This window comes from Ammoniphilus sp. CFH 90114 (assembly GCF_004123195.1).
Taxonomy (GTDB): domain Bacteria; phylum Bacillota; class Bacilli; order Aneurinibacillales; family RAOX-1; genus YIM-78166.
Map to the genome: position 1 here is coordinate 226864 of NZ_SDLI01000004.1, position 21749 is coordinate 248612.

Here is a 21749-nt window from a genome sequence, read left to right on the forward strand (position 1 = left end):
TTGACCTCATTTCGTTTATTTTATAAGTAATCTGTACTCGTTAAGCGAACGGCTTTTTTCTCAAATTGAAGGCCTACCCATAATAGACTTGCCCCTACCGCTACCACTCCTGCTGCTCCAATTAAAACTTCATGGTAACTCTGCGTAACGGAGGATAGAATGCCAGCAGCACTAGGTCCTATCATTTGCCCAAGAGCATAGAACGACGTAAGAATGCCAATAACCTTACTGCTGTTGGATGGGCTGATTTGCCTTGCTAACATAGTAGCTAGTGTCGTTATACCCATAAATGTAGCTCCAAATAATAATGCACCTACCGTAAAACCCATGGGTGATGACCAATAAACAGGGACAACCATTCCTATAGACTGGAGAACCATAGCAAGCCCAAGCGAACGTACCCATCCTATCTTCCCTCCGAGCATGGACCACAACATACAAGAAGGAATGGCAGCTACTCCCACCCATATCCATACTCTTGTCGCATCACCATAAAATTCAGGAAGTCGATCAGCAAAGGACACGATGAACGTCCCGGTAACGATATATCCGAGTCCTTCGCACCCATATGCTGCAATCAACCAAGGAAGCCATTTCTTCGAAGGAAGCTTGAGCTTGACAAGAGAATCTTGTGTCATGCTAGGTTCGGACGTCGTCCTCTCATCTCTTAGTAAAAACCAGACAAAGAGGAAGAGTACGACACCGGTTGCAGCCAGTCCCATCCAAGCACCCTTCCATCCATATGAATGTTGTAACAGAGGAACAATGAGTCCAGTGTAACATATTCCCAGTCCAACCCCTCCATAGAATATACCGGACCAATTCATCTTCCCCCTTGAAGCCAACTGATCCATGACTATACCTGTTGCCAACACAAAGACGAAGGCACTCGCCATTCCAGATAAAAAGCGCCAGATAAACCATAACCAATAGGATGGATACAATCCCATGAACGCCGTGGTTAAGATGCTGAAAATTATACCCAGCTTTAAAAAAACAGCTCTACTTCTCCTTGACGTCATCCCTGCAAGCATCGCTCCTAGAAAGTAACCGGCATAGTTACTAGAAGCAAGATACCCCGCCACAGCGTTCGAGAACTCAACATCGTTTTGCATTAAGGGCAATAGAGGTGTGTAGGCAAATCTCCCGATCCCCATGGCAATGATTAGAGCGAATCCCCCTCCGATCAAGGCAAAAACAGGATGTCTCTCCATTGATTCTCGTCACCTCCTTCACTCTTAGGTCTTCTTTATCATAATCTGATTTCACTATCTGGTAAAATACAGAAAAAAGATCTTTCCCATCTGAAAAAAAGATGGCAAAATGAAAGAAAACGGCAATAACGAGAGAGGTGCATTTTTTTTGGATTTACAAGCACTTAAAGTGTTCCAAACGGTTGTTAAGGCGGGCAGTATTACACGTGCGGCCCAAGAGCTTAATTACGCCCAATCAAATGTAACAACTAAAATTCAACAATTAGAAACCATGTATCAAACTACCTTGTTCTACCGACATAATAGAGGAATTACACTCACAACTAAAGGACAACTACTACTTGGATACGTTGAACGAATCTCTCACCTCATTGATGAAACAGAAAAAGCCATGAAAGACGATCATACCCCTAAAGGGCCATTACGACTAGGTTCAATGGAGACAACGGCAGCCGTTCGGCTCCCGCGCCTTCTTTCTCAGTATCACCATCTATACCCTGACGTCGATCTTTCTCTTGTAACAGGTCCAACTGAGCAGCATGTTCAAGGTGTCCTGCAGTATGAATTAGACGGAGCATTTGTCGCTGGCCCAATCGACCACCCTGACCTTATTCAGAAGGTCGTTATCGAAGAAAAACTCGTCCTCATCACGGATAAAATTCATCCACCCTTGTGCTCTCTAGGAGACATTCGAACTCGCACTTTACTTGTTTTTCGTGCCGGATGTTCCTACCGAGCCAAGCTCCAACAGTGGATGCACCAAGAGGGAATTATAGATCCTAAAATCATGGAATTTGGTACACTTGAAGCCATTTTGGGTTGTGTCTCTGCCGGTTTGGGTGTTAGCCTGCTTCCCTTCTCCGTAATAGAAAAACATGTTCAGTCCAGTACCCTTACCTATCATTCCATCCCAGAGCCTTACTCGTCTGTTCAAACCCTATTCATACGACGAAAAGACGCTATCACGACGACAGCGCTAGCTAGGTTTATGGACATGATGAGTGAAGCAGGTCACGAATCCATAGATTGAAAATAGGTAATCAATAAGGAAATTTGTTGCGCTTTCGCAAAGTGGAACAAATTAAAACAATGATCCGAAACCTTTAATGCAGACAAGGGATTCGTTGATATGAACGAATCCTATGTCCTCCCCAGTCTACCCTAGGTGCCCTCCTTCCACCTAGGCAATAAAATGGAGAATTGAGTTCCTTTTCCTAATTCACTTTGCACTTGTATTCTTCCGTTCATCATCCTGACGATCTGAAAACTGACCATCATGCCTAAACCTGTACCCTTATCCTTCGTTGAATAAAATGGAAAGCCTAATCTCTCTATTTGTTCTTGGCTCATTCCGATGCCTTCATCAATAATATGAATCAAAATTTCATCGTTTCTAGTCTCTGTACGAAATTCCAAAGTTCCACTGTGGGGCATAGCTTCTACAGCATTTTTTGCAATGTTGACAATGACCTGGGTAAGCTTTCTCTTATCCGCTTGAAGATACAGATTCTCATCAAGGTTCTGTACAATATCTACACCATTAGCTGTAGCATAAGAGGACATGATGTTCGTAGCATTAGACACGATGGAGTTTACATCAATCACTTCAATTCTGCCGATCTCAGGCCTAGCAAAGCTTAGATAATCATCAATAATAAACTGAGCCCTTTCTAACTCTTCTAGCATAATCTTAGAATATTGTTGCCGTTTATCTGGTGTGGTATTTCCCTCAATAAAGAGTTGAATAAAACCACGAACGACAGTAAGGGGATTCCTTACTTCATGAGCAATGGACGAAGCAAGTTGACTGACCACCTTTAACTTTTCTGCCTCCCGCAACTGTTGTTGAATTGCATTGTTCTGTTTGATTCTTTCAATTAGTGAAATCGTTATGGCCATACCGATGGTTACAAAAGGAATAGACAAGAGGATATAGGAAATGATCTCCTTTCCAAAGAGGTCAGGGATCCAAGCTATAGAAACGATCAGATCGATGACAGCAACACCAAACGAAACAAGAACTCCCATCATCACTCGTTTCTTAGGGTTACAAGTACGGAAGCGAGGGACCCAAAACAGGATGAAAGGGATGACAAAAATCATAATTATAACAGAGAGGTAGAATCCATCCCCGCCAATGATATATCGATATCCAAACATGATGAGACTGACCAAGAGACATACCTCATACCCGGCATATAGCGTTATCAACACAAGCGGGATATATCGCAAATCATAGATAAAACCAGACGAGGAAGCAAAAGGAAAAGACATACACAGAATAATAGACAAACTGCCAAACAGGGCAGTTATCGCTTTCCCTTTTTTTGATTCGGTAATATTTATTTTGTCACTCCAGAAAATCTCATATAAAATAAATCGTAGGATAATGCTAAACATCTGATTCATAAGTTCCTTCATAATTATCATCCCTTAACGTTTTAGGATGTACCTACTAAAAAACCCTCTTATGGGAAGAAGGTTGGATACACGACATCCTACAAAAACAATAGAACTGCAATAAAATGGTTCTTTCGATGGTCTTTAACAAGATGTAATAAGATATTACCATTTTTTACAATTAAATTCATCATAAAAGTTTTTTTCTCATGTGGCATCTTGCCACAATTCCTTCTATTTATCCTAAGAAATAGATTTAATAGTGTTCTATTCCTAATAGAGAGTAAGTGGTGAATCATTTGAGGAACTGGTTAGTAGACTTAAGAAAGAGGAAAGGTCTAACCCAAGAGGATGTTGCTGCTAGATCTTTCATCAACCGGGCTTATTATGCCCAAATTGAAAAAGGAAGTCGTAATCCTAGCATGGATGTAGCTAAACAAATTGCTCAGACACTGGGGTTTAGTGCTACAGCATTTTATATGGATGATCTCCGTGAGCCTTTCCAACTGGCATTACAAAACTCCCCTATTATCATTGCTCATTGCGACCTAGAACTTCGATACACATGGATTTTCAATCCACATGCCGACTTTCAGAACCAGGACGTCATAGGGAAAAGAGATGATGATCTTGCTATGAATCAAGGGATCCTGGACTTGATGTCTCTTAAACAAAAAGTGAAAGATACTGGGCAAACTGTAAAAGGAAAAATTAGATTTCCATTATCTGATGGCGTACATACCTATTACGTATTTGGCGAACCTCTGCGAAATCTGGAAGGTGAGTTGATTGGAATCATGACGGCTTCTATGGATATATCGGACTCTTAGGACAAATATAGAAAAAACTCAGAGGGAACGTATAATGGTACCTCTGAGTTTTTAAAAACTCATCCAATATGTGTTAGACCAAGGTCCCTTAAGAGGGTAAGGAACAGGATCGCGCTTTTCACCCCTCAGGCTGAAACCCCTAAGGTAGCTTTCCCCCCCGCGCTGTCACATAAAGAGCGTACCATTCCTCCCGTGTCATCAGCTCAGACTGGCGCACCGCATCCTCACAATTCTTAATCCGTTCTGGGTTGATCGTCCCGATCACTGGCTGAATCTTTATGGGATGTCGCATCAACCAACCGAGGACAATGGCTTCCTTTGTTGTGTCCTTCTCAACAGCCATCTTCGCTACCAATTTCCTCGTATTGATCTCCACCTCTGATAAGTGACCCTTATCTTCTCTAGAATAGATACCTTTGGCTAGAGGAGACCAGGCCTGAATTTGAATGTTATGGATCATGCAATGTTCAAGTAAGCCATCGGCAAAGTGAGTGGATATCCCTTCTTTCTGATTCACCAAAACTCCTTGATCTAGCCAATCCAGTTTATTTAAACTCATCTCCAACTGATTAACGACAAGGGGAACCTCACAGTAGGTTTGCAGTAAATGAATTTGCGCCTTATTCATATTGGAAACGCCAAAATATCGAACCTTGCCTGACCCTTTTAGCTGTTGAAAAGCACTGGAAACTTCTTCCAGATCCATTAAGGGATCTGGGCGGTGTAACAACAAGACATCGAGATAGTCAACACCTAAGCGTTGTAAACTTCCATCTACAGATTGAATGATGTGTCGCTCGGAAAAATCGTACCTACCAGGTCCTTTCTCATCAGCGAAGCGTATCCCACATTTACTTTGAATGATGATTTTCTCTCTTAGATTTGACTGTTTACGTAAAATCTTGCCGAATACAGCTTCCGCTTTTCCCATCGTATAAATATCTGCGTGATCAAACATCGTAATTCCGACAGAAAGCGCGACATCTATTGCTTCTTCCGCTCTCACGATGTCCTCCACAGTAATCGGATCTGCATTCCATCCTCCGCCAAATCCCATGCAACCTAATAGGATACGAGTCCTTGTTATACCCCGCTTCTCCAATGGCATCACTCGCATAGACGTTAAACCTCTTTTCCTAGTCAATTAATGCGCAGGTATCCGCTTCTCCTTGAGTTCCATGTCAGGTGGAACAGCACGTTTAAGAAAGAACGAGGCAATCCAGGCAATTACAACCAGTGCGAAAGCTAATAAAAAAGCACTCTTCATTCCAGCCGTCAAGGCTAATACCTGTTGGGCAGGATCAGGAGTTCCACTTGAAGCTCCCAAATTTTCAAGAAATCTTCTCGAACCATTCGTCATTACTGTAACAAGTAACGCCGTACCGACAGCACCCGCAACCTGTTGCAGGGTACTAATAATTGCAGTCCCATGTGGATACAACCCACGAGGCAACTCGTTCAGAGCGTTGGTCATGACCGGCATCATCAACATCGAGATCCCAAGCATAAAAAACGTATTTAATACCATGATGGTAACGTAAGCTGTAGACACGGTAATAAAAGCAAACTGCCATAGCGTCAAACTCATCAATCCTAATCCAACAACGGCAAGCCACCTCGCCCCAAATCGATCAAATAACCTTCCCGTAATCGGGGACATAATCCCCATCACAATACCACCCGGCAACATGATAAAACCCGCTTCTAAAGGACTGTACCCTAATCCGTTCTGCAAGAATAAAGGCAGTAACATCATACCCGAGAACAGGGCCATCATCACGACCATCATAATGACAGTCGACATTCTAAACACGTTGTATTTAAAGGTTCTTAAATCAAGTAACGGCTGTTCTATCGTTAGCTGCCTCCAAGTGAACAGTGCCAAAGAGACCAACCCGATGGTAACAGGGATAAGAACCTCATAACTTGACCATCCCCCATGTCCTTCTCCAGCACTACTAAAACCATATACGATCCCCCCAAATCCAAGGGTAGATAGAAGAAGCGACGGAAGATCAACCTTAGGATGCGTGGTCTCCGTCACATTTTTCAGCTTAAAGTAAGCAAACCCGATTACAAATAGAGCAATAGGCAAAACACTATAGAATAGCATACGCCAACTAAAGTGTTCTACAATAATCCCCGATACAGTGGGTCCAATAGCAGGAGCGAAGGTAATCACAATTCCGATGGTCCCCATAGCAGAACCTCTCTTTTCAAGAGGTACGATAGAGAACACGACATTCGTAAGTAGAGGGAAGAGTAACCCTGTTCCTGCTGCTTGCAAGACTCTTCCAATTAACAAGACGAAAAAGCCCGGGGCAATGGCTGCAATAAAAGTCCCCAGTGTGAATACCCCCATCGCCGTCAGGAACAGTGTTCTGGTTGAGAACCGCTGGATTAAAAAAGCGGTGACGGGTATCAGCACGCCAATAACAAGTAGATAACCTGTTGTTAACCATTGAGCCGTACTCGGTAAGATCCCGATTTCGCCCATAATTTTGGGCAGGGCCACATTCAGGAGAGTTTCGTTCAGAATCGCAACAAAAACCCCTAATATCATGACCATGATGACTAAAAAATTCTCTTTATTCCCGAAGGTCCCTCCCTTGTCTCGGGATTCATTAGGATTATTCACATTCTTCCTCTCCTATCTTATATACCTTTGTATTTTTCCAAATGAAAACCAATCCTAATCATACCACATCCTTCGACGGATAAAGTAGTTCTGCAAATTCAAATTACTGAGTTGAATCTTAGTAAATTCGAGATAATAATAATACGCCCAAAACCCCATGTGAGAAAGTGGAAAATATAATGAAGTTGCTACTTATTGTTTTAATTTTAGCTGCCCTGCTTTTCCTTTACTTTACAAAAAAAGAAAAAATGTTATCTCAACTAGAGATAGTCGCTAATTATCTTTTCATAGCCACCATCAACCAAAACGTCATGGCTTTATTTACTGTTGGATTTTTTTTCTTGCAATCTCCGTCCGCCAAAACGATGTATTGGGCACTAGTAGTCGTGAGACTTGTGATTTCCCCCATTATTATTCTGTTGTTCTTACAGGTGTATCTGCAGTCTAATACCATAAGAAAGGCAAAATCCCTGATCTCTTACATCACTTTATTTGTTGTAATAGACGGAATCATGCATGCAACTGGATTATTAGTTTTGGATGCCTGGCATTGGTGGTGGTCTGTACCAAAATGGCTCTTCATTTTAGTAAGCAGCATCCTATTTATGAAGTTTTTCCGTCACTCTTTTATTCATAAGGAGGAACCTCATGAGTCTCGCACTTACATTAAATGATTGGTTTATACTTACTTTTAGTGCGCTTTCAGTGATCATTTACGCTTTTATAAAACCCTTATTCCCAAAGCCTATACGAATCAGTATTTGGATATACATCATCTTCCTAGTTCAGAGCGTGGATTATATCTTAGGTGTCAAACCTTATGATCTATATGATTTTATGGATAAACCGAGATGGGAGTTCACCTATGGGATTTCACATTTTACCCTGTATCCCGTTCTCGGATATTTATTCCTCCATTTTTATTACAAGAACAATTATAAAGGACTGAAACTCGTTACTTATATCCTCATATGTGCAATACTATCTGTTCTCTTTGAATGGACTACTGTTCAGTTTAATGTTCTAACCTACAAAGGGTGGAAGCTCTGGTACTCCGGAGTGGTTTACATTCTAGTGTTTATCAGCGAGGTATATTATTTTGAGTGGATACAATCTTTATATCGCAAGCATAAGAAAGGCTCCTCCTCCCATGCATAAGGAATCGGAGCCGCTATTTTATTCTTTGACAGCTTCTACGAAGGCCCGGGCCTTTTCACGAATCACATGATAATTCCCTTTCCTCATCGCTTCCTGATTCAGTATACTACCACCTATGCCAATCCCTACAGCACCTGCTGCCAAAAATTCCTTTGCATTTTGTAATGTCACTCCCCCAACAGCAACCATAGGAATGTGTCGAAGCGGGCCTTGCAATTCTTTAAAATAGTCGAGGCCTAGACTCTTAGTCGGAAATAGCTTGACCATCCTCGCTCCAGCACGATGAGCCATGACAATCTCTGAAGGGGTCATGACCCCTGGCAGAACATCTACTTGATTCTCTCTCCCAAAATCTAGCACCTCAACATCTAGGTTTGGGGTGATCAAATATTTTGCCCCAGCTCGCAGGGCAGTTTCTGCAATTTCTTTATCGAGAACCGTACCCGCTCCGACCAATAGTTTTCCGTCAAATTCTCGGGATAAAGATTCAATTTGCTGCGCAGCTCCCTCTGTGTTCATAGTAATTTCAAGTAAGCGAATCCCTCCTGTATACAAGGCATCAGCCACAGCAAGCAGATGCTCATCCGGAACATCCCGAAGAATTACGACAATACGTTCTTCCTTTAATCGGTCATAAAAGCTCATTTACTTTCTCCTTTCGTAAAACAGCTTCCTCTATAACATTTTGCCTATTTAGTATAAAGGATTTTACAATGTTGTATTATTGTTTTGAAAACTATTATCGTAATAAATAGCACACGGGCTGATGCCTGCATAGGATATTAAATATTTAGCGGTAAAGGAGGAGACGAAATGTCCACCATCATTAACATCTATTGTATAAAAATAAACAATATATCTAACAATGGTTCGATTAATATTGGTGATGCCCTTCATAACGCTCCTACTGCAAACACAAAATCTCAGGGGGTAAATTCCTCCTATGGAGACCAATCTCCTACAACCGCAGGTATGGAAAATGTGTTTATTGATCCTGATATGAATGACCAAGGCGATATCGGTAACACAGAATCGACAACTACCACACAAGGCTGACGCCGGAGAGGAGCATACTTTTGCCTTTTGTGATTAACATTTTTAACATGAAAACCAATTCCGTTGCCCAGAATGGTAATATTGATATCGGAGGGGTTGTACATAACAGTCATACAGCCAACTCCAAGTATATCGGGGCTAATCTATCGTTTGGTGATGTTTCTCCATCTAACTCCCTGATGACTACGAGTAATGTAGATACAGATGTTTCTGATCAAGATCAAATTAGCAATCCATCCTTACCGATTACGAATCAATTATGACAGATCGGCTCTTCCAAATGACAGGACGCTCTCCAGAAGGGGCGTCCTTTTTCCATTTTGATCAATCAGTGACATGAACAAGTAATTTAAAAATATGATAGAATATGGCGACACAAGGGAGGAAAAAGCATTGGAGATGGATAAGTTGAAACAGTGGTTAGAAATCGCTCAACAAAACCAGCCCAAGCAATTTTGGAATAATGTTTTTCATCCCTCATCAAAACAAGATGGTAACATATCGAGTCTTGATGATAGAAAAGTAAAATTTCCGACTGCTGATATCTATGTGAATGATACTTCTGTTACGGTCATTATTGAGCTTCCAGGCTTAACAAAGAATGATATTGAAATATTAATCTCCTATAACAAATTGGTGATCAAGGGGAATATGCCTGCACCCACAGGAAGTATGCAATCTATACAAACAGAAAGAAGATATGGTCCGTTTGAAAGAGTCCTTGAGCTTCCGGAGCCAACCGAAGCGAGACACGTTCAGGCAAGATTTGACCATGGTCTTTTAATCTTAACTTACATGAGGAGAAACAATCCGGCAGAGAAAGTATTTATTGAATAACATCAATTAACTAAAAAAGTGTGGTGTTTCCCTTGCCATTCGGAAGACTCTTTTCCCGTAAGAAGCCGAATGAAGGCTTGGAAGACCTTCAAGGTAGAATGAAGGTTCTGGAGAGAGAATTACATCGATTAAATACACGCCCCTTATCGACAAGAACAGAGACCCCACCGCATTCTGTAGAAGAAATTTCACGCATGTCACTCAAATTAAAGTCTCTAGCTCGTGATAAGGCTGACTTAAACCTTCGCCTTTCTCAATTGGAAAACCAAGTTCACTCTTTAACAGAGCTTTTAGAACAATGCCACTTGAACATAAACAAACTCCATAAGGAATTGGAATATATGAAAAAACAACCTAAGACAGAAGAAAATTTCAGTCAACAGCCTGTTATTATCAACGAAGTACATGTTGAAAAGATGTTTTTAGATAAATATGAACTAAACAACAATTTTGCTCAGTTAGGAATTAATGAACTAAGTGGCAGATTAAATATAGGTGCCACTTACGGAAAGGGGGTTTTGTCTGACGAAATGAATACGGAAGAGCTACAGGAGATGGAGGAATTAAAGAAGGAATCAGATGAAGAAAACAAGGAAAATCCTGTTTAATAATCCTTGTTTGAGTTAATATACTGGACAATTTTCCTACACAGGTAAGAAGGAATACATTAAGGTAACAAACACCTAAATATCCTTGGTTAGGAGAGAGAAACGTGACTAATTTTAACTCCCTTTTACAAGATCAAAGATATCCATATGTATACACACCCTATCCTTATAATCCATATTGGATTCCTTACTACACTTATACTGGGATGCAGCCTTATGTTCCTTTACCTTCGCTTTCCGGCCCCGTCTTTCCTTTACCCTTACCTCATATGTCACCAATACCGCATACCGTTCCGCCTATATCACATATCCCTGCTATACCTCATGTTCCTCCTATCCCTCATGCCCCAATTCCAGTAATACCACATATATCCGTTCCACATGTAAGAAGAACTAATATTGAATAGATAACTTTTATCAGAAAGGATTTTTAAAATGCTACTTCCCAATCTCGTTGGATCCGTAAATATTAATAATAATGCTTATGGAGGGATTCATGGAGCAATAAACTTCGGTAATGCCGTCCATGTTACACCTAAGAGATCTATCTCTATCTTTATTGGTTCAGGGGGAGGAAATACAGGAAACTTCATTAAAACAAATAACCTACTCTCCACTACGAATACGGGACTTATTTCACTAAAGGATCAAATCATAAGCGAGAATCAATAAATACAGACGTACTCCTGCATAAACCACTTCATTCTGATCCATAATGCCTAATCCAACAAGATACCTGACCATATCTTCATCGCTGTTAGAGAAATCAGAACGACTAATCCGTACCTTAGGACTTTAACGTTTATTCCTTTACTCGCTATTGCTCCTAATGGGGCCCCGATCAATCCACCGATTACGGTAAATAAGGTTGGTAAGAAGGGGGTGTAGCCTGTTGTTAGTTTACCGATCGTCCCCCCAATGGCTGATAAAAAAACAATGGCTAAAGAAGATGCAATAGTAATCCGGGTGGGGATTTTTAATATGGTTAACATAATCGGAATTAAGATAAATGCCCCTCCTGCACCTACCACCCCTGACAACAACCCGACGATCAAGGAGATCGTTATGGCAAGGCGCTTATCAAAAGTAACTTCGTCTATATTTACTGCTTCTTCTCTAACCCTCGTCGGGATCAGCAACAAGACAACAGCCACGACAGCTAGAAGTCCATAAACCATATTAATCGCTTCGTTTGGGAAAAACCGGGATAACACTCCCCCAACTAAACTCCCAATAAGGATACTAATACCCATCGTTAGTACAAGACCCTTATGTATTAGACGATCATCATGATGTCGGCGGTAAGCCCATACTCCGGCGAGAGAAGCAAAAAACACTTGAAACATACTAATAGAAGAGACTTCCTGTGCATTAAAATATCCAACACCGAGAAGAGCCGGTACATAAAGGATTAAAGGATAATTAATAATCGCTCCTCCAATACCCAGCAGCGCAGAAAAAAAAGAACCAAAAATACCGAGACCCAGCATAACAAGGTATAGAGAAAATTCCATCCAACACCCTCCTTTTTTATGAGTGCACCTCTGATGGAAGAAATGTCCTTCCTTTATTCTAACATAATAGTCTCCGCATGGTTCCTTCTTAATCCTGATCTTAATCCTCCCTTGGTCGGATCATGTCTTCTGGTTTTACTATCGAATCAAACTGTTCCTCCGTTAATAACTTAAGCTTCGTTGCTGCTTCCTTTAAGCTAATGCCTTCGTTATAAGCCAGTTTGGCAATTTTAGCTGCATGATCATAACCAATATGAGGATTGAGGGCTGTAACCAACATGAGCGATCTCTCTACGTTCCGCTTAATCGTCTCTCTCTCTGGCTGAAGGTCCACTATGCATCGATCGTTAAACGATATCATAGCATCAGCAAGCAGCCTGCAGGACTGAAGAAAGTTGTGAATGACAACCGGCTTAAATACATTCAACTGAAAATTCCCCTGACTTGCAGCGAAGCCAATAACGGAATCATTTCCCATCACTTGGCAAGCTACCATGGTTAAAGCCTCACTTTGCGTAGGATTAACCTTACCAGGCATGATCGAGCTCCCCGGTTCATTAGCCGGAATTTTGATTTCTCCTATCCCACTTCGAGGGCCACTAGCCAGCCATCTGACATCATTGGCTATTTTCATTAAATCAGCTGCTAACGCCTTTAATGCCCCATGGACAAATACGATTTCATCGTGACTTGTAAGAGCATGAAATTTGTTAGCAGCAGAAACGAATGATTTTCCAGTTATTACTTGGATCTGCTCAGCCATCATAGGTCCAAATTCCGGGTGAGCGTTAAGCCCTGTTCCTACTGCAGTTCCACCTATCGCGAGTTCCCTCATCGTTTTTAGGCTATCCACCATCATGTTCTCCGTTTTCTCTATCATCCGGTGCCATCCACTAATTTCTTGACCGAGGGTTAGGGGAGTCGCGTCCTGCAAATGAGTACGGCCAATCTTCACGATATCCTTCATTTCCTCTATTTTTTGCTTAAGGGTTGTTTTCAAACGGGCAAGTGCCGGTAAAACCTGATCTTCTATGGCTAATACCCCTGCGATATGCATGGCAGTAGGGAACGTATCGTTTGAGCTTTGAGATTTATTGACATCATCATTAGGATGCACTCGTTCAGGATATCCATTTTGTTCAAGCCATTCATTGGCCCGGTTAGCAATGACTTCATTAACATTCATATTGGTCTGTGTTCCACTTCCCGTTTGCCATACAACCAATGGAAAGTGATCGTCCCAATCTCCTTGAAGGATTTCCTCTGCAGCCAGAGTAATCGCTCTTACTTTATGAGGAGAAAGCTTGCCTAATTTCTCGTGGACCAATGCCGCGCTTCTCTTAAGTATTGCAAACGCTTTTATGACTTCAAGAGGCATCCTTTCTGTACCGATCTTAAAATTTTCAACACTTCGCTGGGTTTGCGCCCCCCATCGTTTATCTTCCGGTACTTCTATTTCTCCTATAGAATCTCTTTCTATCCGATACTTCATCGCTAAACCTCCTAAATTTTTTAAAATCCTTCTTCACAAAGTGTTCCCACCCTTATTCCATTACTATCCACTCTATGCTCGTTGGACCGTTTAAAAAACAAATAAAGAAGAGGGAGCATCTGCCCCCTCCTCACATTATATAAAGCAAACCCCTTCACTTTTAAACGTACTCATAGATCCCTTATAACGCTGAATTTCCTTGTAAGTGCATCGATTATGGACTACATTTAGGCCCGCTTCCGCTGCAATAGCGGCTGCTTCTTCATTTACAACGCCCTCTTGCAGCCAAAATACGCGCGTTCCTACTTCAGCCGCTTCATGTGCTGCCGCGATAGCATGTTCTGGACTACGGAAGATTTGGACGATATCAATTTGTTCAGGTACACTCTTTAAATCTGGATAAGCTTTTTCACCTAATACTTCGGTTTCGTTCGGGTTAACTGGAATGATCTTATATCCTAACCGTTGCATCTTGCGGGCAACTCGGTTACTTGGACGAGCTGGGTTACTAGATAGGCCCACAAGAGCTGCTGTCTTTGGACGTTCAATGAACTGACCGTCTTCGTTTACCTCTTGAACAGTTGAAGTTAAACAAACCCAACGAATGACACTTTCATCGTTAATGATATTTTGTTTTGCGGCACCTTCTTCTAAATCGCTCCCTGCTGCAAGCCCCGTAGCCGAGAACAAGGCTTGGTTCAGATCGCTGATAAGATCCGCTGCTCCTTCAATTCCAACCGATGCACGAATTAAGTCCTCCGTTACCCCTGTTGCTTTACGCTGTTCGTCACTCAATTGTTGGTGTGTCGTACTAGCAGGATGGATCACTAAAGACTTCGCGTCTCCCACATTCGCTAAGTGAGACCATAGGGATACAGAATCAATGAATTTTGCTCCAGCTTCTTTTCCGCCTTTGATTCCAAAATTCAGTACGGCGCCTGCCCCTTGAGGAAGATACTTCTGTACTAAATAATAGGAAGGATGTCCTTCTAGACCTGGATAGGACACCCACTCCACAGCAGGATGGGAAGACAGGTATTCCGCGATCTCTACTGCATTCTCACAATGCTTGCGCATACGCAAATGAAGAGTTTCTAAACCTTGCAATAGCATAAATGCATTGAATGGGCTTAGACAAGCCCCCATATCTCGAAGAAGCTGAACCCGGACCTTGGTGATAAACGCTAAGGATCCGAAATCGATCGCGTACCTAACACCTTGATAGCTAGAGTCCGGCTCCGTGAAGCCAGGATACTTCGGACTGTTCCAGTTAAATCTTCCACCGTCAACAATAATTCCGCCAATTGACGTACCATGTCCTCCAATCCACTTCGTGGCAGAATGGACGACGATATCTGCTCCCCATTCGATCGGACGGCAAAGATAAGGAGTCCCAAAAGTGTTATCTACAATTAAAGGAATGCCCGCGGCATGAGCTACGTTCGCTACTCCCTCAATATCTAACACATCCAGCTTTGGATTTCCAATCGTTTCTGCAAAAATCGCCTTCGTATTTTCCGTGATAGCCTTACGGAAGTTATCCGGCTGGGATGGGTCAACGAATGTCACTTTGATTCCATACTTAGGAAGCGTGGTTGCAAAAAGATTGTACGTTCCGCCGTAAAGGCTCGTTGCCGCCACAATCTCGTCCCCTGCATGCGCAATGTTCATAATTGCGTAACTGATTGCCGCCTGACCGCTGGCTGTAGCCACAGCACCTACGCCACCCTCCATTGCAGCAATTCGTTTTTCCAGCACATCCGTCGTTGGGTTACCCAATCGAGTATAGATATTTCCTGGCTCATCTAAAGCAAATAAGCGGCTTGCATGATCCGTATTGTGAAAAACATAAGAACTAGTTTGATAAATCGGTACGGCACGGGATCCCGTTGTAGGATCAGGGGCCTGCCCTCCATGCACCGCAAGGGTGTCTAATTGATAGCTTCTCGTCGTAGATTTCTTCATTTTTGTCTCTCCTCTTGTATTCTATTTATCTTTGTTTCCAACGTAGACAATATCTTTCAAATCGCTGTAATAAAGTCATTAAAATGGTCACATAAGCCCCGATAAGAATAATACCTACAATCACCCTAGCAAAATCACCAAAGTCCGTATGATACTTCACATAATAGCCTAATCCTGCAGTTGCCCCGATCAATTCAGCAGCCGTCAAGAGGATGAAGGCGAACACGAGACCAATGGATGCCCCAGCGAAGATTCCTGGCAACGCTCCTGGTAGCAACACTCTGCGGAACATGGTGTACGGGGACAGTTGCAGCGTCCTCGCCGAATCAATTAAACGATGTTCGATATGGACAACCCCGTTTAACGTGTTAATTAGAATAGGCCAGAACGCCCCAACGAATATCACAAAAACGGATGATAGAAAAAAAGACGGCAATAGTGTAATAGCATAAGGAATATAAACGATTGGCGGAATCGGACTTGCAATGCTTGCCAATGGTTTAATCAACTCATGCAGTCTTGGATTCCACCCTGCATAGAGTCCTAAACTAATGGCTGCCACAACGGCTAATCCATAACCCGTTAGTAGTAGTTTAGTAGAAGCCCAGATATGGTCCGTTATTTCTCCTTTATCCTGCCCAATCGTACTCAGTACTGTAGCAGGCGAAGGAAAAACAAAGGAGTCAAGGACATCCCACTTGGCCGTTAACCCTTCCCAGAAAAAGAATACTACGGAAAAAACAATGGCTAGATCAGCTAAGGTTTGACGATTTTTTTCCTTATTCTTTAAAGCAACAAAGGAAAGTAATAGAACCAACCAAAACCCAGCTAATAAATAAACAAGACTACCTTCTGGCTTGCCCACAACTGTATCAAAAAGCAAGACAAACCCAATGACAACCAACCAAAGCCCAAGAGCCGCTAGTGAACGAATCCCAAGTGTGCGGATCATGCCAATACCACCTTTCCTTCCTGCTCTGAATCGTTATGCAATGAGGAAAGCAAATGCGCTCTCAACTCGACATACCTTGGAGACATGAATAACTGAGATCGCTTCCGTGGACGAGGGATATCGACAGAGATCACTTCCTCCACTTTCCCTGGACCAGGGCTAAACACAACAATCCGATCCGATAATAGAATGGCTTCATCAATATCATGTGTGACCAGGATCACTGTTTTCTTTGCTTCCTCACCGCTCCACAGTTGAATGAGACAATCCTGTAAGGTTGCTCTTACCGCGGCATCTACAGCTCCAAACGGTTCATCCATCAAGAATACGGGAGAGTTGACCGCAAACAAACGAGCTAGAGCGACACGCTGCTGCATACCTCCTGAGAGCTGAGCCGGATACTTCTGATCCGCCCCCTGCAGTCCTACCGTGTCAAGTAACCGATGTGCGACTTTTTTTAGTTCTTGCGGCGACTCCTGCCTACGAACTTGCTGAAGAGCTAACAAGATATTTTCCTCAGCTGTCATCCAAGGGAACAAAGAGTAACTTTGGAATACTACTCCCCGTTCAAGGCTAGGGCCTTGAACGAGATGGTCATTACAATAGATATTTCCTTGTGTGGGTACCAAGAGACCCGCAAGCATATTGAGAACCGTACTTTTTCCACAACCACTTGGACCGATAAAACTCACAATCTCCCCTTGTGCGATCTCTAGGTTGACGTCACGAACCGCCCATTGTATCTCTTGGTTCTGCTTGTAAGCATAAGAAACATCACGAATCGATATCATACTCATTTTTTTCACCTACAAATTATCTTCCTTAAATTTTTGTTCAAGTTCCTTTAGAAACGCATCTTCTGGGGACTGCTTAAGTAAGGCATTGAGAGCTTCTTCGTATAGTGCTACGTTGATATTGTTTTCAATGCCCTCTTGGGATTGAACGTACTCAATTTTCTTCATCCCTTCCCAGAATTCTTCTACACCCTTTTTATTAGGATCAGCAGAGATTAACATGGTTCCGCCATAGGCATCCGCTTCAATGAGCGCACGGTCTACCTTGACATAGCGAGTAACGATATCGATGGTTTCTTCTTTATTTTCATGATAGAACTTCTCTGCACGAATTAAAGCACGGAAAAACGCTTCATAATCACCTTTACGCTTTAGAATGTTGTCGTTAAGCGCCACTTGACGGCAGCATGGATGCCCTTCAAAATATTCATCTGTATACGACACTACTTCTAGCCCTTGCTGCTCTGCCATTTCCATGAATGGAGCCCAAACCACACCGGCGTCTACACTTTTATTCTTTACGGCTTGAAGCACACTAGCCGGTTTATCTAATTCCACGATCTCCACATCGTTCTTCCAGTCGATTCCTGCATCTGCTAAACCTTTTCTCCAAACCGCATCCCCATTGGCCAGCTTTACGGTAGCGATTTTCTTTCCAACAAACCCTTGAATATCTTGAAACTCCGAAGCACGGTCAGGTAAGGCGATGATCCCGTTCCCTTTTCCACCAGCGCCTCCAATGATCGTCATATCCGACGCCCCTTTGTCGATGAAGCTTAAAGGAGCTGCCGTACCAAACGCTCCAACGTCTAATTTACCAGCCTTAATCGCATTAAGTCCTTCCCCTGAATTTCCGAATTCGATTAATTCCGTTTTCAAACCCTCTTCAGCAAAATATCCTTCTTCTTGTGCTACGAAGAATAACAAATCAATCGTTGCCGGTAGATAACCGATCCGGAACGTTTCACCCGTTGTCTGAGCACTCGCCTCTGCCGGTTGAGCTTCCGCTTGTGCGGATGGTTGCTGTGCTACAGGAGCCGTGCTCGAATTACATCCTGCTAGAATCAATAAACTTGCGGCTGTCCCCAACGTTACTACTCTCTTCGTCCAATTCTTTCTCATCTTTCTCTCTCCCTACTCTCGTTATTTTAATAATGCTTGTATTTCTTCGAGCAATTGCTGCTCACTTAGCGCTCCCGTATATTGCCGGACAATCTGTCCCTTCCCATCAATCAGGAAAAGGGTGGGCAAAGCTTGAACTTGATACAGCTTCGTTATTTCTCCTAACTTATCTAATCCAATGTCATAGGTAATCTGATGATCTTCGAGAAACTTCCGAACCTCTTTACGGTCATCTTGGTAGGTTAGATTTACCCCAACAATCGAAAGCTGATCCTTATATTGGTCATGAATCCTTTGTAAAACCGGCATCTCCTCTTTGCACGGTGGACACCATGTCGTCCAGAAGTTTAAAATTACCGGTTTTCCTTTATAGTTTTCTAGAGAAATTTCTTCTCCTTCAACGGAACCGAGTTGGAAAATCGGAGCTAGTTGAGCCTCCGAACCTGAGACAGCCGTACTGCAGCCACCAAGTAAGAGGCAGATTATCAATACCAACGGTTTCATCGACTCACTTCCAAATGTTGCACAGCGACTCGAAACGGAGCTGCCGTTTTTTGTGTCACTTCCTCGATCGTTGATCCTGGCTGTAACTCAACGAGTACCAAACCTTCCCTGTCAACTTGAAAAACAGCAAGTTCCGTTACAATGAGACTAACCTTTCCTTGTGCCGTTAGAGGCAATGTGCATTGTTCCAGAATTTTAGACTTCCCGTCTTTCGTCGTATGCTCCATCGCTATAATTACCCTCTTCGAACCAACGACTAAATCCATTGACCCACCAATTCCTGGGGTAAACACACCTGGGATACACCAGGATGCTAGGTTCCCGTGTTGATCCACCTGCAGAGCACCTAATACCGTGACATCAACATGTCCCCCACGAATAATAGAGAAGGAGAGCGAGGTATCAAAGAATACTCCACCTTGCCGTACGGTTACGGGTTTCCCCCCTGCATTGAATAAGTCTTCATCTTCCTCTCCTGGCTCAGGTGATGCCCCCATGCCAATCATGCCATTCTCAGATTGAAGAAGCACTTCAATATTATTAGGTATGTAATTCGCTACCAGAGTAGGAAGTCCGATGCCTAAGTTCACCAAGTCCCCATCGCTTAATTCCTGTGCCACTCTTCGAGCAATCGTAGAACGAATATCAGCCGACATGCGCTTCACTCCTTTCTTTCTGAACTAAGTAATCAATGAAAATTCCGGGTGTATGGACAATATCTGGCTCAAGGTCACCTAGATCTACAATTTCATTCGTCTGTGCAATAACCAGATCAGCAGCCATTGCCATCGTAGGACTCCAATTGCGCGTCGTCTTGCGGTGAAATAGATTACCAGAACGGTCTGCAATACTCGCTTGGATAAGAGCCACATCGGCTCGAAGCGGAAGTTCTAACAAGTACGTTTTACCGTTGACCTCAATCACTTGCTTCCCCTCTGCTGCTATCGTCCCCACCCCAGTTGGGGTAAGAAAACCGCCTAGCCCACTTCCACCCGCTCGTACTTGTTCTACCAAAGTTCCCATCGGAACAATCTGAACCTCTAATTCCCCAGCCAACATCTGCCTTTGAGTTTCTGGATTCGTCCCGATATGACAGGTGATCACCTTCTTCACCTGACGCTTGGCAATTAATTTTCCAATCCCTTGATTCTCGTAACAAGTGTCATTGCTAATAATCGTTAGATCCTTCACCTTCGAGTCCACCAAAGCATCAATCAAAGTTTCTGGAGCATTCAAAAATCCTGCGATCATCACTGTTGCCCCATCATGAATATGAGACACTGCCTCTTGTGCACTTACTATACGTTTCACTCGAACTCCTCCTACTCTCAATATGCAACTACACCGATATCTCTTATCTAAATACTCAGTTTTAAAAGTGTAAAAACCCATCAAATGATTGCACTTCGCCAAATTTTCAATTATTTAAATGTCTAAAAGTGTTGTTGATGTGATCTGATCACTCAGGTTGTTTCAACAAGTTTTTAGTCGAAGCTTCACATTTTGGTATAAAAAAAACTTCCTCGGAAAAGAGGAAGTTTCGCTTGCGGCTTCACTCTTATCTGCCAGGTTATACTACCTGAAGGAATTAGCACCTTTCTATTCTTGTCAAAAGAATAAATGGTTGCCGGGTATCATCGGGCCAGTTCCCTCCACCGCTCTGGATAAGATTTCTCGGATATGTATTTGTTGTTTATTACATTAACACTCTAAAACCTACTAGTCAACTAGTTTTTCTCACTTTAGTGAATAAAAACATATACAACGAATTACTCTCTTGTCAGGGAATGGCTTAACGCTTTATGATAGTAAATACAAAAATAGCTGAGGAGGTACTCATAATGGAATTTTTATCTTATCGTACAGCGGACAGAATAGGCTACATTACCCTACGAAATGACAAGCAACGCAATGCCCTATCCTTGCCGTTAATCCATGAAATGGAAGCACTGCTTCAGCAAATTGAAAGAGAACAAGCCGTTAATGTCTTGGTTATAGAGGCAGAAGGCAAAGTATTCAGTTCTGGCCATAACCTCCGTGAAGTAGAAGGCCAATCTACTCAAGACGTTCTCCACCTGTTTAATGAGTGCCAACGCTTAATGTTAAAGATTCGAAACATTCCACAAGTTACCATTGCTAAAGTTCATGGGATTGCTACCGCTGCTGGTTGTCAATTGGTTGCTGCTTGTGATTTAGCTGTTTCCGCAGAACAAGCTCAGTTTGCCGCACCTGGCGTACATATAGGCTTTTTCTGCAGCACTCCTGCTGTCTTCATCAGTAGAAACGTAGGAAGAAAGAAAGCAGCGGAAATGCTCTTTACGGGTGACTTTATCTCTGCCCAAGACGCCTTAGAATCTGGTTTGGTGAACAAGGTTGTACCGCAAGAAGAATTGGACAAGGCTGTAGACGAGCTTGCTGCATCGGTTGCTAGACATAGCTTACATACCCTTGCCATTGGTAAGCGAGGATTCTATCAGCAGCTCCAAATGGATGATTTCCAAGCTCTAAGTTACGCATCAGAAATTATGGCAACCAACAGCCAACATCCAGATGCCGTAGAAGGAATTAATGCGTTTCTATCTAAACGTAAACCAAATTGGAGCGACAGAGCATAAGAGGCATAAGTCGTTACTATTACTAACCCGAGAGGGCTTCACTTGACGCG

At 42.7% G+C, this 21749-nt stretch carries 24 protein-coding genes and 1 riboswitch; of the genes, 10 read left to right on the plus strand and 14 right to left on the minus strand.

Features of this window, described 5'->3' with window-relative positions; translation table 11 throughout:
* Positions 1–20 precede the first annotated feature (20 nt).
* Positions 21–1214, minus strand: coding sequence for a YbfB/YjiJ family MFS transporter (locus EIZ39_RS11270; protein WP_129200066.1), 1194 nt, complete (start codon positions 1212–1214; stop codon positions 21–23).
* Positions 1215–1362: 148 nt separating this feature from the next.
* Between EIZ39_RS11270 and EIZ39_RS11275 the strand changes: the two genes are divergently transcribed.
* Positions 1363–2244, plus strand: coding sequence for a LysR family transcriptional regulator (locus EIZ39_RS11275; protein ID WP_129200067.1), 882 nt, complete (start codon positions 1363–1365; stop codon positions 2242–2244).
* A 131-nt stretch (positions 2245–2375) separates the two neighbouring features.
* On the opposite strand, the gene EIZ39_RS11280 is transcribed toward EIZ39_RS11275, so the two are convergent.
* The gene (locus tag EIZ39_RS11280) at positions 2376–3635 is read right to left on the minus strand and encodes an ATP-binding protein (protein ID WP_164985034.1); all 1260 of its coding nucleotides are present in this window, start codon (positions 3633–3635) and stop codon (positions 2376–2378) included.
* Between the two features lie 278 nt (positions 3636–3913).
* On the opposite strand from EIZ39_RS11280, the gene EIZ39_RS11285 reads away from it, so the two are divergent.
* Entirely contained in the window at positions 3914–4444 is a 531-nt protein-coding gene (locus tag EIZ39_RS11285) for a helix-turn-helix domain-containing protein (protein WP_129200069.1), read from the plus strand.
* A gap of 139 nt (positions 4445–4583) precedes the next feature.
* Here EIZ39_RS11285 and EIZ39_RS11290 read toward each other — a convergent pair whose 3' ends face one another.
* Together EIZ39_RS11290 and EIZ39_RS11295 are read right to left on the minus strand one after the other, a co-directional pair.
* A complete protein-coding gene (locus tag EIZ39_RS11290) occupies positions 4584–5561 on the minus strand; it encodes an aldo/keto reductase (RefSeq protein WP_129200070.1) in 978 nt (325 codons plus the stop codon).
* Between the two features lie 27 nt (positions 5562–5588).
* On the minus strand, positions 5589–7013 hold the full coding sequence (locus EIZ39_RS11295; RefSeq protein WP_129200269.1) for an MDR family MFS transporter: 1425 nt from the start codon (positions 7011–7013) through the stop codon (positions 5589–5591).
* A 248-nt stretch (positions 7014–7261) separates the two neighbouring features.
* On the opposite strand from EIZ39_RS11295, the gene EIZ39_RS11300 reads away from it, so the two are divergent.
* Positions 7262–7756, plus strand: a complete 495-nt coding sequence (locus tag EIZ39_RS11300) for a hypothetical protein (RefSeq protein ID WP_129200071.1) — start codon at positions 7262–7264, stop codon at positions 7754–7756.
* Entirely contained in the window at positions 7731–8240 is a 510-nt protein-coding gene (locus tag EIZ39_RS11305; RefSeq protein ID WP_129200072.1) for a hypothetical protein, read from the plus strand. The genes EIZ39_RS11300 and EIZ39_RS11305 overlap by 26 nt, the downstream gene beginning before the upstream one ends.
* Positions 8241–8258: 18 nt before the next feature.
* On the opposite strand, the gene EIZ39_RS11310 is transcribed toward EIZ39_RS11305, so the two are convergent.
* Positions 8259–8885 (minus strand): bifunctional 4-hydroxy-2-oxoglutarate aldolase/2-dehydro-3-deoxy-phosphogluconate aldolase, encoded by a 627-nt coding sequence (locus tag EIZ39_RS11310; protein WP_129200073.1) that lies wholly within the window; start codon positions 8883–8885, stop codon positions 8259–8261.
* Between the two features lie 168 nt (positions 8886–9053).
* Between EIZ39_RS11310 and EIZ39_RS11315 the strand changes: the two genes are divergently transcribed.
* The 5 genes from EIZ39_RS11315 (at position 9054) to EIZ39_RS11335 (ending at position 11413) form a co-directional block, all read left to right on the plus strand.
* Positions 9054–9296, plus strand: a complete 243-nt coding sequence (locus EIZ39_RS11315) for a spore germination protein (RefSeq protein ID WP_129200074.1) — start codon at positions 9054–9056, stop codon at positions 9294–9296.
* A gap of 20 nt (positions 9297–9316) precedes the next feature.
* Positions 9317–9559 carry a spore germination protein gene (locus EIZ39_RS11320; RefSeq protein WP_129200075.1) on the plus strand — a complete coding sequence of 81 codons (243 nt, stop codon included), beginning with the start codon at positions 9317–9319 and terminating at the stop codon, positions 9557–9559.
* A gap of 136 nt (positions 9560–9695) precedes the next feature.
* Positions 9696–10133 carry an Hsp20/alpha crystallin family protein gene (locus EIZ39_RS11325; protein ID WP_164985036.1) on the plus strand — a complete coding sequence of 146 codons (438 nt, stop codon included), beginning with the start codon at positions 9696–9698 and terminating at the stop codon, positions 10131–10133.
* A 32-nt stretch (positions 10134–10165) separates the two neighbouring features.
* Complete coding sequence (locus tag EIZ39_RS11330) at positions 10166–10741, plus strand: hypothetical protein (protein ID WP_129200077.1); 576 nt, start codon at positions 10166–10168, stop codon at positions 10739–10741.
* A 435-nt stretch (positions 10742–11176) separates the two neighbouring features.
* Positions 11177–11413 (plus strand): spore germination protein, encoded by a 237-nt coding sequence (locus EIZ39_RS11335; RefSeq protein ID WP_129200078.1) that lies wholly within the window; start codon positions 11177–11179, stop codon positions 11411–11413.
* Positions 11414–11460: 47 nt separating this feature from the next.
* On the opposite strand, the gene EIZ39_RS11340 is transcribed toward EIZ39_RS11335, so the two are convergent.
* The 9 genes from EIZ39_RS11340 to EIZ39_RS11380 all read right to left on the minus strand — a co-directional run bounded on the left by EIZ39_RS11340 (position 11461) and on the right by EIZ39_RS11380 (position 20395).
* Complete coding sequence (locus EIZ39_RS11340; RefSeq protein ID WP_129200079.1) at positions 11461–12255, minus strand: sulfite exporter TauE/SafE family protein; 795 nt, start codon at positions 12253–12255, stop codon at positions 11461–11463.
* Between the two features lie 100 nt (positions 12256–12355).
* Positions 12356–13747: a class II fumarate hydratase gene (gene fumC, locus EIZ39_RS11345; protein WP_129200080.1), complete on the minus strand. Its 1392-nt coding sequence runs from the start codon at positions 13745–13747 to the stop codon at positions 12356–12358.
* A 135-nt stretch (positions 13748–13882) separates the two neighbouring features.
* Positions 13883–15712, minus strand: a complete 1830-nt coding sequence (locus tag EIZ39_RS11350; RefSeq protein ID WP_129200081.1) for a homocysteine synthase — start codon at positions 15710–15712, stop codon at positions 13883–13885.
* A gap of 25 nt (positions 15713–15737) precedes the next feature.
* Positions 15738–16664, minus strand: a complete 927-nt coding sequence (locus tag EIZ39_RS11355) for an ABC transporter permease (RefSeq protein ID WP_129200082.1) — start codon at positions 16662–16664, stop codon at positions 15738–15740.
* A complete protein-coding gene (locus tag EIZ39_RS11360; protein WP_129200083.1) occupies positions 16661–17461 on the minus strand; it encodes an ABC transporter ATP-binding protein in 801 nt (266 codons plus the stop codon). The genes EIZ39_RS11355 and EIZ39_RS11360 overlap by 4 nt, the downstream gene beginning before the upstream one ends.
* A 9-nt stretch (positions 17462–17470) precedes the next feature.
* On the minus strand, positions 17471–18580 hold the full coding sequence (locus EIZ39_RS11365; protein WP_129200084.1) for an ABC transporter substrate-binding protein: 1110 nt from the start codon (positions 18578–18580) through the stop codon (positions 17471–17473).
* Between the two features lie 21 nt (positions 18581–18601).
* Complete coding sequence (locus EIZ39_RS11370) at positions 18602–19084, minus strand: TlpA family protein disulfide reductase (protein ID WP_129200085.1); 483 nt, start codon at positions 19082–19084, stop codon at positions 18602–18604.
* On the minus strand, positions 19081–19740 hold the full coding sequence (locus tag EIZ39_RS11375) for a 3-oxoacid CoA-transferase subunit B (RefSeq protein WP_129200086.1): 660 nt from the start codon (positions 19738–19740) through the stop codon (positions 19081–19083). The genes EIZ39_RS11370 and EIZ39_RS11375 overlap by 4 nt, the downstream gene beginning before the upstream one ends.
* Positions 19730–20395 (minus strand): CoA transferase subunit A, encoded by a 666-nt coding sequence (locus tag EIZ39_RS11380; protein ID WP_255433922.1) that lies wholly within the window; start codon positions 20393–20395, stop codon positions 19730–19732. The genes EIZ39_RS11375 and EIZ39_RS11380 overlap by 11 nt, the downstream gene beginning before the upstream one ends.
* A gap of 244 nt (positions 20396–20639) precedes the next feature.
* A riboswitch (SAM riboswitch) is annotated at positions 20640–20755 on the minus strand.
* Positions 20756–20925: 170 nt separating this feature from the next.
* Here EIZ39_RS11380 and EIZ39_RS11385 point away from each other — a divergent pair.
* Positions 20926–21699, plus strand: a complete 774-nt coding sequence (locus tag EIZ39_RS11385) for an enoyl-CoA hydratase (protein WP_129200088.1) — start codon at positions 20926–20928, stop codon at positions 21697–21699.
* Positions 21700–21749 lie beyond the last annotated feature (50 nt).